Source organism: Shewanella cutis, assembly GCF_022410515.1.
Taxonomy (GTDB): domain Bacteria; phylum Pseudomonadota; class Gammaproteobacteria; order Enterobacterales; family Shewanellaceae; genus Shewanella; species Shewanella cutis.
This window is the reverse complement of record NZ_JACSDI010000001.1, coordinates 314,587-327,741: the sequence shown is the minus strand read 5'-3', so window position 1 is coordinate 327,741 and position 13,155 is coordinate 314,587. Positions and strand designations below refer to the sequence as shown.

The 13,155-nt window shown below is 45.4% G+C and carries 13 protein-coding genes; all 13 read left to right on the top strand.

Annotated elements, in window-relative coordinates:
- The first annotated feature begins 184 nt into the window (after positions 1-184).
- The 13 genes from H9J30_RS01635 to flgL all read left to right on the top strand — a co-directional run bounded on the left by H9J30_RS01635 (position 185) and on the right by flgL (position 13,113).
- Positions 185-1,105, top strand: a complete 921-nt coding sequence (locus tag H9J30_RS01635; RefSeq protein WP_240129402.1) for a chemotaxis protein CheV — start codon at positions 185-187, stop codon at positions 1,103-1,105.
- Between the two features lie 102 nt (positions 1,106-1,207).
- Positions 1,208-2,047, top strand: coding sequence for a CheR family methyltransferase (locus tag H9J30_RS01630; RefSeq protein WP_240129401.1), 840 nt, complete (start codon positions 1,208-1,210; stop codon positions 2,045-2,047).
- 143 nt (positions 2,048-2,190) lie between these two features.
- Complete coding sequence (gene flgB / locus H9J30_RS01625; RefSeq protein ID WP_240129400.1) at positions 2,191-2,595, top strand: flagellar basal body rod protein FlgB; 405 nt, start codon at positions 2,191-2,193, stop codon at positions 2,593-2,595.
- Between the two features lie 2 nt (positions 2,596-2,597).
- Complete coding sequence (gene flgC, locus H9J30_RS01620; RefSeq protein WP_240129399.1) at positions 2,598-3,014, top strand: flagellar basal body rod protein FlgC; 417 nt, start codon at positions 2,598-2,600, stop codon at positions 3,012-3,014.
- Between the two features lie 24 nt (positions 3,015-3,038).
- Entirely contained in the window at positions 3,039-3,818 is a 780-nt protein-coding gene (flgD, locus tag H9J30_RS01615; RefSeq protein WP_240129398.1) for a flagellar hook assembly protein FlgD, read from the top strand.
- 67 nt (positions 3,819-3,885) lie between these two features.
- Complete coding sequence (flgE, locus tag H9J30_RS01610) at positions 3,886-5,247, top strand: flagellar hook protein FlgE (protein ID WP_240129397.1); 1,362 nt, start codon at positions 3,886-3,888, stop codon at positions 5,245-5,247.
- A gap of 172 nt (positions 5,248-5,419) precedes the next feature.
- Complete coding sequence (gene flgF, locus H9J30_RS01605) at positions 5,420-6,163, top strand: flagellar basal-body rod protein FlgF (protein WP_240129396.1); 744 nt, start codon at positions 5,420-5,422, stop codon at positions 6,161-6,163.
- Positions 6,164-6,173: 10 nt separating this feature from the next.
- A complete protein-coding gene (gene flgG, locus H9J30_RS01600) occupies positions 6,174-6,962 on the top strand; it encodes a flagellar basal-body rod protein FlgG (RefSeq protein ID WP_011073128.1) in 789 nt (262 codons plus the stop codon).
- A gap of 12 nt (positions 6,963-6,974) precedes the next feature.
- Complete coding sequence (gene flgH, locus H9J30_RS01595) at positions 6,975-7,649, top strand: flagellar basal body L-ring protein FlgH (RefSeq protein WP_011073127.1); 675 nt, start codon at positions 6,975-6,977, stop codon at positions 7,647-7,649.
- Between the two features lie 11 nt (positions 7,650-7,660).
- Entirely contained in the window at positions 7,661-8,752 is a 1,092-nt protein-coding gene (locus H9J30_RS01590) for a flagellar basal body P-ring protein FlgI (RefSeq protein ID WP_240129395.1), read from the top strand.
- Positions 8,753-8,769: 17 nt separating this feature from the next.
- Entirely contained in the window at positions 8,770-9,924 is a 1,155-nt protein-coding gene (gene flgJ, locus H9J30_RS01585) for a flagellar assembly peptidoglycan hydrolase FlgJ (protein ID WP_240129394.1), read from the top strand.
- 40 nt (positions 9,925-9,964) lie between these two features.
- The gene (gene flgK, locus H9J30_RS01580; RefSeq protein ID WP_240129393.1) at positions 9,965-11,890 is read left to right on the top strand and encodes a flagellar hook-associated protein FlgK; all 1,926 of its coding nucleotides are present in this window, start codon (positions 9,965-9,967) and stop codon (positions 11,888-11,890) included.
- A gap of 11 nt (positions 11,891-11,901) precedes the next feature.
- Positions 11,902-13,113, top strand: coding sequence for a flagellar hook-associated protein FlgL (gene flgL / locus H9J30_RS01575; RefSeq protein WP_240129392.1), 1,212 nt, complete (start codon positions 11,902-11,904; stop codon positions 13,111-13,113).
- Positions 13,114-13,155 lie beyond the last annotated feature (42 nt).

The following is a 13,155-nucleotide window of genomic DNA, read 5'->3' as shown; positions in this document are numbered from 1 at the left end:
CGCCAGAATGCACCTATACTTTTATCAAGTGTGAAACTGTTCAATGCTTCTTTCTAGGAGATCTGGTGTCAGAAGTTTGACTTAGTTTCAACTATGTTTATCGATAACAAGACGTAAGCAATTAATATGCCTATACTCAAACGAGTTTTAGGGCCGTACATAAACAGAACAACAAGGCAGAGTTATGTCGAGTATTCTTGATTCAGTCAACAAACGCACCCAACTCGTAGGTCAAAACCGGCTAGAACTGTTGCTATTTAAGTTAAACGGTCGTCAACGGTTTGGGATAAACGTATTTAAAGTGAAAGAAGTTTTGCAATGCCCACCGTTAACGACATTGCCTAAACTCAATCCTTACGTCAAAGGTGTTGCTCATATTCGCGGTACCACTATTTCTGTGATCGATCTGAGTGCTGCAACGGGAGGGCGTCCGCTCGCGAGCACTGAAAATTGCTTCATCATCATTTCGGAATATAACCGGAGTGTGCAAGGTTTCCTTGTCAGTTCTGTGGAACGTATTATCAACATGAACTGGGAAGCCATTATGCCTCCACCACAAGGTGCTGGCCGTTATTCTTATTTAACCGCGGTTACCGAGATAGAAGGTGAATTGGTTGAAATTCTCGATGTTGAGAAAATTTTAGATGAAATCTCACCAGTCAAAACGGCTATCAGTGAAGAGGTAAACGAGCAGCTGACCATTGATAGAACCCAGCATTACCATATTATGGTCATTGATGACTCTGCGGTAGCTCGTAAACAGATCATCCGTTCGCTAGAGTCGTTAAATTTACAAATTGATACGGCAAAAGATGGCCGAGAGGCGCTTGATAAACTCAAGGCAATTGCAAGCGAAATGAATAATGTCGCTGATGAGATCCCGTTAATTATATCCGATATTGAGATGCCAGAAATGGATGGTTACACCTTAACTGCTGAGATCCGTGATGATCCTAAGCTTAAAAATATTAAGGTGGTACTGCATACCTCATTAAGCGGAGTCTTTAACCAAGCCATGGTACAAAAGGTCGGTGCCAATGACTTTATCGCAAAGTTCAACCCTGATGAATTAGCTGCGGCAGTGAACAAGCATTTAAGTTTGTAGTGAGAGTGTGGGTTAGTGCCTAGTAGAGCTTTACGCTATAATCTAGCCCTTATTACATGATTGTTGTGCACTTATTTTGGTGCTTGCTATAGGATCTAGGACGTGAATGTGCCTGATAAATCACTCGCAGAAGCAGAATATAATCAATTTAGGTTGTTCCTAGAACAACATAGCGGCATCGTATTGGGGGAAAACAAACAATACCTAGTTCGTAGTCGTCTCGCACCGTTGATGGGCAAATATAACTTACCTTCGTTATCCGATGTGGTAAAGCATTCGATGAAGCCTACGGAGCGCGCCTTAAGGGCTGAAGTGATAGATGCCATGACCACCAATGAAACCTTATGGTTTCGTGATCGTTATCCATTTGAATTACTAAATAATGTGCTGCTGCCTGAATACAGTAGGTTGGGTCGACCTTTGAAGATCTGGTCTGCAGCTTGTTCATCTGGCCAAGAGCCATATTCCTTGGCTATGACCATATTAGAGTATCAACAGAAAAAACCTGGTGCGCTGTCAGGTGGTGCCTCGATTCAAGCTACGGATCTTTCTCCTTCCATGTTGGAGCGTTGTAAAAATGCCGAGTACGATAGTTTAGCGTTAGCGCGTGGATTGTCTGACGAACGTAAGCGGCAGTTTTTTGATGCTTTGCCTTCAGGTAACATGCGGGTAAAAGATAACGTTAAACGTTTAGTGAATTTTCGTGCCCATAACTTGCTTGAGAGTTACACTTTGCTGGGTAAGTTTGACATCATTTTTTGCCGAAATGTGTTGATCTATTTTGCCCCTGAGGCAAAAGCAAAAATTTTGCGGCAATTTGCTGCCGCGTTAAATCCTAAAGGTATCCTCTTTTTGGGCGCATCCGAATCCATTGCTGGCCTTACTGATGAATTTGATATGGTTCGTTGTAACCCTGGCATTTATTACCAAAAGAAAACATAATTTATTGATTTTAAATAAAAATTACCGAACAAATTCGGTAATTTTTTTACCAAGTGTTTCCCTTCAAAATATTCTTATCTCCTATTAGCGTATTGGCACATGAATTGCTTTGTTCCCGTGAGTGACATGATGGAGGCAATTTTATGGCGATTAATTTTGATAAGGCACTGGGTGTTCACCAATTCACGTTGGGGATCCGTGCTGAGCGGGCTGAAGTGATTTCAAGCAATATCGCAAATGCTGATACGCCACATTATAAAGCCCGTGACGTCGATTTTTCTGCCGCCTTAAATGTTGCCAAAACGCAGCAACAGCAGCGAAACAGCTTAGAGATGACCGGTGATGAGCAGCATTTTGGTTTGGCTCAATTAACTGGACAGTACGTTAAATTTCGTGTGCCGAATCAACCCGATACTGGAGATGGCAATACTGTAGATATTCAACAAGAACAATCGGCATTTATGCAAAATGCCCTTGAATATCAAATGTCTCTGGGTTTTTTAGACAGTAAATTTAGCGGCATGAAAAAAGCGCTGAGAGGGGATTAATCATGGGGTTATTTAATATCTTCGATGTTGCGGGTTCTGGCATGTCAGCCCAGTCTCTGCGGCTTAATACCACCGCGAGTAACATTGCTAACGCCGATTCAGTATCTAGCAGTATTGATAAAACCTACCGTTCACGTCATCCCATTTTTGAAGCCGAAATGGCAAAGGCCCAGAGTCAGCAACAGGCCTCTCAAGGTGTCACGGTGAAAGGCATAGTCGAGAGTGATAAGCCCTTATTAAAAGAGTATTCGCCGGATCATCCGATGGCGGATGGTGATGGCTTTATTTATAAGCCTAATGTGAATGTCATGGAAGAAATGGCGGACATGATCTCTGCCTCTCGCTCATATCAGATGAATGTTCAAGTGGCTGAGGCGGCAAAATCTATGCTGCAACAAACACTTGGGATGGGTAAATAATATGCGTTATTTAGGAGGTAAGTTGTGAGCCTCATTAACCAAGTGAGTCAAACCTCATCGCAGTTGACTCAAACAAAAAATCAACCGAATACGGTATCAACCAATAACACCAAGACGTCGACTAATTCTACCGGCAATCCATTTCTGGATGGATTACGTTTACCAAGTAATTCAGCAGTTCCTGAAGCAAAGAGTCAGCAGCTGACTCAAGAGGATTTTTTCTCATTACTTAGTCAGCAGTTATCGATGCAGGACCCCTTTAAGCCCGTTGATAACGATCAGATGATTGCGCAAATGGCATCGTTTTCTACCGTTGATGGCATTTCTAAGCTTAATGATCAAATTGTTAATTTAAACAGTGTGATGACATCGAGCCAAGCATTACAAGCATCGGGATTAGTCGGACGTAAAGTGCTATTACCGACTGATACTGGGTATGTATCTGCAGAAAGTCCTGGTTTAAATGGCGTAATCAGTACTTCAGAAAAAATTCCCGTCATCAACATTCGAATCGAAGATGAGAAAGGGCAAGTGGTCAGAACATTTACTGTCGATGGTAGCAAGGGCGGTAACACTGATGTCAAGTGGGATGGTTTGAACGATAAAGGGGAACCTGTTGCCGCAGGCAATTACTCCATCAAAGCATCGGGTTTGGTGAATGATAAATCGCAAGCGTTAGCAGTATCGACCTATGGGCATGTGACCAGTGTTTCCTTAGGTACTGCAGCGACCGGTGCCATTTTGAACCTCAAAGGGGGGATGGCCTTTAAGTTGTCGGATGTGCTTGCTATTACAGAAGTTTAATGGTTATCAAGATTGTAAATGGACTTTACTTGTCCAGTATTGAATTGAGCAAATGTAGAGGTAAATTATGTCGTTTAACATTGCATTGAGTGGCATTTCTGCTGCGCAGAAAGATTTGAACACTACGGCGAACAACATAGCGAATGCGAATACCATTGGCTTTAAAGAATCGCGCGCTGAATTTGCGGATGTTTACGCTAATTCAATTTTCTCAAACTCGAAAACGGCTGTGGGGGGCGGGGTGGCAACAAGCCAAGTGGCGCAGCAATTCCACCAAGGTAGTCTGCAGTTGACCAATAACTCATTGGATTTAGCGATTAAAGGCGGTGGTTTTTTTGTGACTGCGTCTGAGATCGGTACATTGGATCATCAGTTTACCCGTGCTGGTGCATTTAAAGTCGATAAAAATAATTATATGGTTGACTCTGCAGGTAATTTTTTGCAGACCTTCCCGGTGGATAAAGATGGTAACTCCACTTCTGTCAGTTTAACGACGGCTAAACCTGTGCAAATTCCTGATACCGCGGGTAGCCCTGTTCAGACTGAAAACGTGACTTTGCAGATGAACCTCAATGCGAAAGAAGGTTCACTCGATCCTGCTGCTTTTGATCCCTTAGACTCCAAAACTTACAACAGCGTGACATCCATGACGATTTATGACTCATTGGGTGAGCCACATATCATGACTACCTATTTTGTGAAGCCAAACAACGGCTCTTACAATGGTGAAAACAACTGGGTTGCCTACTATGCCATTGATGGTAAACAAGTTGATATTTCTGGCCCTGCTGGTACATATCAGACTGACACCAATGGTGATGGTACTCCCGATGCAACAGGCACAGCTCAAACCGCAGGTGGCTGGAAGGGATCGGTTCTGAAGTTTAACTCTGTTGGTGTGTATACTGGGAGTGATCCTGCGGTAGTGACCACGGAAGCGTTAGGGGTTGGTGGTGCTGGCGTTTTAGGTCCTGGTGCAGATGGCACCCAAGCAGTAAATATCAAGTTCAATGCGCCAACGCAATACTCAGCTCCTTTTGCTGCCACTGAATTGTCACAGGACGGTACCACTGTTGGACGTTTAACCAATGTCGAAATCGGTGAAGATGGTTTAATCACTGCGAGTTACTCCAATGGTTCAACAGTGCCATTAGCCCGTGTTGCTTTAGTACGTTTTGCGAACGAACAAGGTTTGACGCAAGTGGGGAATACTTCATGGAAGGCGAGTTTATCGTCAGGTCCAGCCTTGGCTGGTGAGCCTAATAGTGGCACCTTTGGTAGTCTCAGTTCTTCGGCGTTAGAGCAATCTAACATCGACTTGACGACCGAGCTTGTGGATTTGATTTCAGCCCAACGTAATTTCCAAGCCAACTCACGTACATTGGAAGTGAATAACACGCTGCAACAAACTGTACTGCAAATTCGTTAAGTTGTTTTATCCCTCTTCTAAGTGTTGCCGCTTACGGCAACACTTAGCCTCTTTCTGTAATGCCTTCACTTTCTTATTAAACATTTCTAATTTATCAGTCAATTAGCTGCTTGTTTTATTGGCATGATGCTTGCTTTGCTATTGTCATGTTGAAAATTTGACGGAGCAGTCTGTGGACAAATTCCTCTATATATCCATGAGCGGTGCTAAGCAAAATATGAATGAGTTGGCATTGCGTGCCAACAACTTAGCTAACGCCAATACCGACGGATTTAAGTCTGATATGGCACAAGCCAGATCGATGCAAGCCTTTGGTGAAGGACTGCCTACAAGGGTGTTTGCTATGGTTGAAACCCCCTCCGCCAATTTTCGTTCAGGTCCGATTAAAAGCACTGGACGCGATCTTGATGTTGCCATTAAAGGTGAGGGTTGGTTCGCTGTGCAAGCACAAGATGGCAGTGAGGCCTATACCCGCTCCGGCAGCCTCAGTTTTGACTCGACGGGTTTATTGCATAACGACCGTGGTAATCCGGTAATGGGTGATGCGGGGCCGATTGTATTACCGCTGCCGATTGAAAAGGTCACTATTTCACAGGACGGGATTATCTCAGTGCGGCCTCAAGGTGCGACGACGGAAGTCGTCGAAGAGGTTGGACGGTTAAAGCTGGTTAACCCCGGCAATTCACAAATGATGCGTGGCGAGGATGGATTATTCCGTTTGGTGTCTGGTGATCCTGCCCCAGCTGATCCCAGTGTATTTGTTGAAAGTGGCGCAGTAGAGGGCAGTAACGTCAATCCCGTGGATGAGATGGTGTCTTTAATTGACCTACAGCGACAATTTGAATTGCAAGTAAAGATGATGAAAACCGCGGAAGAAAACGACCGTGCATCATCTTCGTTAATGCGGATTAGTTAGGAGATAAATTATGCATCCAGCGTTATGGATTAGTAAAACTGGCTTAGACGCACAGCAAACCGATATTTCGGTGATTTCAAACAACGTCGCTAACGCCAGCACCGTAGGCTACAAAAAGAGCCGCGCGGTATTTGAAGATTTGTTATATCAAACGGTTAACCAAGCTGGGGGCATTAGTGCCTCAAACACTAAGTTGCCAAATGGCTTAAATATTGGTGCGGGTACCAAAGTGGTCGCTACTCAAAAAATGTTTACCCAAGGCAATATGCTGACCACGGATAACTCGCTTGATCTGATGATTGAAGGCCCTGGTTTTTTCGAAATTCAGTTACCCGATGGCACCACAGCTTATACCCGCAATGGTCAATTTACCTTAGATGATACAGGGCAAATTGTAACGCCGGGTTCGGGCTATGTGTTGCAACCACCGATCACGATTCCGGAAGATGCGACCAGTATTACGGTATCAGCCGAAGGTGAAGTTTCGGTAAAAACACCGGGCGCAGCAGAAAACCAAGTCGTAGGTCAGCTCAGTATGACCGACTTTATTAACCCATCGGGTTTAGATCCTATGGGACAAAACTTGTACACCGAAACTGGTGCGAGTGGTACACCGATCCAAGGTACTGCATCTTTGGATGGTATGGGGGCGATTCGTCAAGGCGCGTTAGAAACCTCTAACGTGAACGTGACCGAAGAACTGGTTAACCTCATTGAAAGTCAGCGGATTTATGAGATGAACTCCAAAGTCATTTCGGCGGTCGATCAGATGCTGGCTTATGTGAATCAGAATTTATAGAGGCACATGATCATGGCTAGATATTTACTATTGGCCGCTGCGCTCTTGCTGACGGCATGTAGTTCAACCCCAAAGAAGCCGATTGCGGATGATCCCTTCTATGCTCCTGTTTACCCCGAAGCGCCACCAACCAAGATTGCAGCCACAGGGTCCATTTACCAAGATAGTCAAGCGGCCAGTCTTTATTCGGATATTCGCGCCCATAAAGTCGGCGACATTATCACTATCGTACTAAAAGAAGCGACCCAAGCTAAAAAAAGTGCTGGTAATCAGATCAAAAAAGGCTCTGATATGACGCTCGATCCGGTTTATGCTGGGGGCAGTAATCTGTCTTTAGGCGGTATCCCCCTCGACCTACGCTACAAAGATAGCATGAATACTAAGCGCGAATCCGATGCAGATCAAAGCAATAGCTTAGATGGCAGTATCTCCGCCAATATTATGCAAGTGCTCAATAACGGTAACTTAGTTGTGCGCGGTGAAAAGTGGATTTCAATCAACAATGGTGATGAGTTTATCCGCGTGACCGGTATTGTGCGCTCGCAGGATATCAAGCCAGATAACACAATCGATTCAACCCGTATGGCCAACGCGCGTATTCAATATAGCGGTACAGGTACCTTTGCTGAAGCGCAAAAAGTGGGCTGGTTAAGCCAGTTCTTTATGAGCGATTGGTGGCCCTTTTAAGGAGTTGTATCATGAAATGTAAACTTATTTTTGCCGTGATTATGCTGGCGTTTTCTATGCCCAGCCAGGCAGAACGCATTAAAGATATTGCCAATGTGCAAGGGGTGCGCAATAACCAGTTAATTGGTTACGGCTTGGTAGTGGGGTTACCGGGTACAGGGGAGAAAACCAATTACACTGAGCAAACCTTCACCACTATGCTAAAAAATTTCGGCATCAATTTGCCTGAAAATTTTAGACCCAAAATCAAAAACGTGGCGGTGGTCGCTGTGCATGCTGATATGCCTGCCTTTATCAAGCCTGGTCAAGAATTAGATGTGACCGTTTCAAGCTTGGGTGAGGCAAAAAGCTTACGTGGTGGAACCTTACTGCAAACTTTCCTTAAAGGGGTTGACGGCAATGTGTATGCAATTGCCCAGGGCAGCTTAGTCGTCAGTGGTTTTAGTGCCGATGGTTTGGATGGCTCTAAAGTGATTCAAAACACACCCACCGTTGGCCGTATTCCTAATGGCGCGATTGTTGAACGCAGTGTAGCAACGCCGTTTTCCACTGGTGATTATTTGACGTTTAACCTACGTCGCTCGGATTTTTCGACCGCGCAGCGCATGGCCGATGCGATTAATGATCTGCTCGGCCCTGATATGGCGCGTCCATTGGATGCAACGTCGATTCAGGTCAGTGCGCCAAGGGATGTATCTCAACGGGTATCCTTTTTAGCCACGCTAGAAAACATTGAGGTGGAACCTGCTGAGGAGTCCGCCAAAGTGATTGTGAATTCGCGCACGGGCACGATTGTGGTGGGGCAGAATGTCAAGTTATTGCCTGCTGCAGTGACTCATGGTGGTTTGACTGTGACTATCGCCGAGGCGACTCAGGTGTCTCAGCCAAATGCGCTAGCGAATGGTCAAACAACAGTGACCAGTAATAGCACGATTAATGCTACCGAAAGTGATCGCCGGATGTTTATGTTTAATCCAGGCACGACCTTAGATGAATTAGTTCGCGCCGTAAACTTAGTGGGGGCAGCGCCTTCAGATGTGCTTGCAATTCTAGAAGCGTTAAAAGTGGCAGGAGCTTTGCATGGTGAACTTATCATCATCTAATTTCTGTCGGGAAAATCATGGAAAAGCTTTCAAGTTCATCACATTTTCTTGATCTGGGCGGGCTGGATAACCTGCGTGCCCAGGCTCAGAAAGATGAAAAGGGCGCCTTGAAAAAAGTCGCCCAACAATTTGAAGGCGTTTTTGTACAAATGCTAATGAAGAGCATGCGTGACGCAAATGCGGTGTTCGAGTCCGATAGCCCTCTCAATAGCCAATACACTAAGTTTTATGAGCAGATGCGGGATCAGCAATTATCCGTCGATTTATCGGATAAAGGCGTATTGGGACTGGCGGACATGATGGTGCAGCAGTTATCCCCTGAGTCTAGCCCGTTTACACCGGCATCCGTGCTGCGTAATGACGGTGGCATGAAACTGGAACATGACGCTAAAGCGCTCAACATTCCGGCTCAAACGCCATCAACCGCAGTGGCTGAAACGGCTAACACTCCCGTGGTTGCTGCGCAAGGTGTGCCAGCATCAATTGCCCGCCCAAGTGTTGAATTTGAAGACAACAATGGCGTCACCTCTTCACTTGACATTGATAGGCCTCAGCGCTTACTGGCCATCGATACGCCTAAGCCTACTTGGTCAGAGCAACCCTTATCAGCGATTGAACCTGTCATCAGCGGCCAAATATTGCCGACTGTGGCATTTAGAGAAACGCAAAAGACGCTCAAGTTTGGTAGCCGCGAAGAGTTTTTAGCGACGCTATATCCCCATGCCGAAAAGGCCGCGAAAGCCCTTGGCACTAAACCTGAAGTGTTATTAGCTCAATCGGCCCTTGAGACTGGCTGGGGACAAAAAATTGTCCGTGGCCACAATGGAGCCCCTAGCCATAATTTGTTCAATATTAAAGCTGATCGTCGTTGGCAAGGTGATAAAGCTAACGTGAGTACCTTGGAATTTGAACAGGGTATTGCCGTTAGGCAAAAAGCCGATTTCCGTGTTTACAACGATTTTGAGCACAGTTTTAACGATTTTGTTTCCTTTATTGCTGACGGTGAGCGCTATCAAGATGCCAAGAAAGTGGCGGCTTCACCGACTCAGTTTATCCGTGCATTACAGGAAGCGGGTTACGCAACCGATCCTAAATATGCTGAAAAAGTGATTAAAGTCATGCAGTCAATCAGTGAAGAGCTGAAGTCGATACTGCCAGGAGAAGACAAATGATCATTCTTCATAAGACGTTAGTATTGGGGAGTATCGGCTAATGGCTATCGATCTTTTAAATATTGCCCGTACAGGGGTGCTCGCTTCCCAGTCGCAACTGGGGGTGACCAGTAATAATATCGCCAACGCTAATACTGTGGGATATCACAGACAAGTGGCGACGCAAACCACCTTAGATTCCCAGCGTCTTGGCAGTGGCTTTTATGGGACTGGAACTTATGTATCTGACGTCAAACGTATTTATAACGACTATGCTGCGCGTGAGCTGCGTATTGGCCAAACGACTCTGAGTGCGGCAGAAGCCAGCTTTGGCAAGCTAAGTGAGCTAGACCAAATTTTCTCCCAGATTGGCAAAGTGGTACCACAGAGCTTGAACGATTTGTTTGCTGGCCTCAACAGCTTGGCGGATTTACCCGCAGATTTAGGTATTCGTAGCTCAACCTTAAACGATGCCAAACAATTGGCGAATAGTTTGAACCAAATGCAGTCGACCTTGAATGGGCAACTTAATCAGACCAATGATCAAATCACCGGGATGACTAAGCGCATCAATGAGATCAGTACTGAACTTGCTAATCTCAACCTTGAGTTGATGAAATCACCTAATCAAGATCCGATTTTATTAGATAAGCAAGACGCGTTAGTGCAAGAGCTTAGTCAGTATGCGCAGGTCAATGTTATACCCTTAGAAAATGGCGCCAAGAGCATTATGTTAGGCGGCTCTATTATGTTGGTCTCTGGTGAAGTTGCTATGTCAATGAGTACGGCAACAGGTGACCCTTTCCCAAATGAATTGCAGTTGATGTCTTCTATTGGTTCACAGAGTGTAAAGGCTGATCCAAGCAAGTTAGGCGGTCAGTTGGGGGCGTTATTTGAATACCGTGATCAGACCTTAATGCCAGCCAGCTTAGAGCTTGATCAATTGGCCTTAGGCGTGGCTGACAGCTTTAACAAACTGCAGGCGCAAGGATTTGATCTTAACGGTCAAGTTGGCGCAAATATGTTCAAAGATATCAACGATCCATTGATGTCCTTAGGCCGGGTTGGTGGTTTTACAGATAACACTGGCAACGCGACCTTAGGTGTTAATATCGACGATACCAGCGCCTTAACGGGTGGATCATATGAGTTATCTTTTACTGCACCTTCGACCTATGAACTGCGAGATACGCAAACGGGTGCGATTACTCCGCTTACCTTAAATGGCACAAAGTTAGAAGGCGGCGCTGGTTTTTCAATTGACATTAAAGCTGGGGCCATGGCCTCTGGAGATCGGTTTTCAATACGCCCAACCGCAGGTGCCGCCAATGGCATTGAAGTGGTGATGACCGATCCTAAAGGTATTGCAGCCGCAGCACCCAAAATTACCGCTGATACCGCGAACTCAGGTAACACTCAAGTTAAGCTCACGCAAATTACTGACCGTAATGCGGCGAATTTTCCGGTAAAGGGAGGCGAGTTGACCATTCAGTTAAACACAACAGCCGTGCCGCCGACCTTTGAAGCCTTTGATGCAACAGGCACATCCCTTGGTGCTGCTGCACCTTATACGCCGCCAAGCATCAGTGCCTTTGGTTTTACCTTTGAAGTCGAGAGTAGCGCTGCAGCTGCGGGTGACAAATTTACCTTCGACTTATCCTTTGCCGAAGGCGATAACACCAATGCCGTTGCAATGGCAAAGCTGAGTGAAACCAAAGTGATGAATGGTGGTAAGTCAACACTTGCGGATGTCTTTGAACAGACCAAACAGGATATTGGTAGTCAAACAAAAGCGGCTGAAGTGCGAGTCGGTTCTGCAGAAGCTATCTACAAACAAGCCTACGCCAGAGTAGAAAGTGAATCAGGTGTTAACTTAGATGAAGAAGCGGCCAACTTGATGCGTTTCCAACAAGCTTATCAGGCTTCAGCGCGGATTATGTCAACCGCGCAGCAAATTTTTGACAGCCTATTGACTTCAGTACGTTAGGAGAAGTGACGATGCGATTATCAACTGCGCAGCTCTTTAATCAAAGTATTACTAGCGTGCTGCAAAAACAAACTGCAACAAGCAAAGTTTTAGAACAGCTAAGTAGTGGCAAAAAGGTCAATACTTCAGGGGATGATCCCGTAGCGGCTTTAGGGATTGATAACCTGAATCAACGCAATGCTCTGGTCGATCAATTTATGAAGAACATTGATTATGCCAATAATCGCCTTGCAGTGACCGAAAGCAAGTTAGGCAATGCCGAAGATTTAACTGGCTCTATTCGTGAGCAATTGATGCGTGCTGTCAATGGCACCCTCTCTGACTCAGAGCGGCAAATGATTGCCGATGAGATGAAAGACAGCCTCAAAGAATTGCTTTCCCTTGCCAACAGTAAAGATGAGTCCGGCAATTATCTGTTCTCTGGATTCAGCACCGATAAACAACCCTTTGCTTTTGATAACTCAAATCCGCCAAAGATCGTATACAGCGGCGACTCTGGCGTGCGCGATAGTCTGGTTCAGTCAGGTGTCGCAATCGGAACGAATATTCCTGGCGATCAAGCTTTTATGAAAGCACCCAATGGGCTGGGCGATTATAGCGTCAATTATTTGGCCAGCCAACAAGGTGACTTTAAGGTTCAAACGGCAAAAATTGCTGATCAGGCAACTTATGTGGCTGATACATATACATTTAATTTTACGGATAATGGCGCTGGTGGCGTCAATTTACAGGTATTGGATTCGGCTAACAATCCCGTCGCTAACGTGGCCAACTTCGATGCCACGACCCCCGTGAGTTTTAATGGTATAGAGGTCAAGATAGATGGTAAACCCAGTGCTGGCGATAGTTTCAGCATGGAGCCTCAGGCCGAAGTGAGTATTTTCGACACGATCAGTAGTGCGATTGCGTTGATCGAAGATCCTAATGCCGCAAACTCCCCACAAGGTAAAGCTCAGTTGGCACAGATATTGAATAATATCGACAGTGGCGTCAATCAGATGAGTTCTGCCAGAAGTGTCGCAGGGAATAATCTGAAAGCCGTCGAGCGTTATAAAGATACTCATACAGAAGAGAAAGTGGTGAATACTTCGGCACTTTCACTACTGGAAGATCTGGATTATGCGTCAGCGATTACGGAATTTGAAAAGCAACAGCTTGCATTGAACGCAGTCTCTAACGTGTTTAGTAAGGTGGGTTCTGTTTCCCTGTTTGACTTTATTTAACAGAAAGCAAAGACCTAACCCTCTGTAAGATAAATTGTTAAA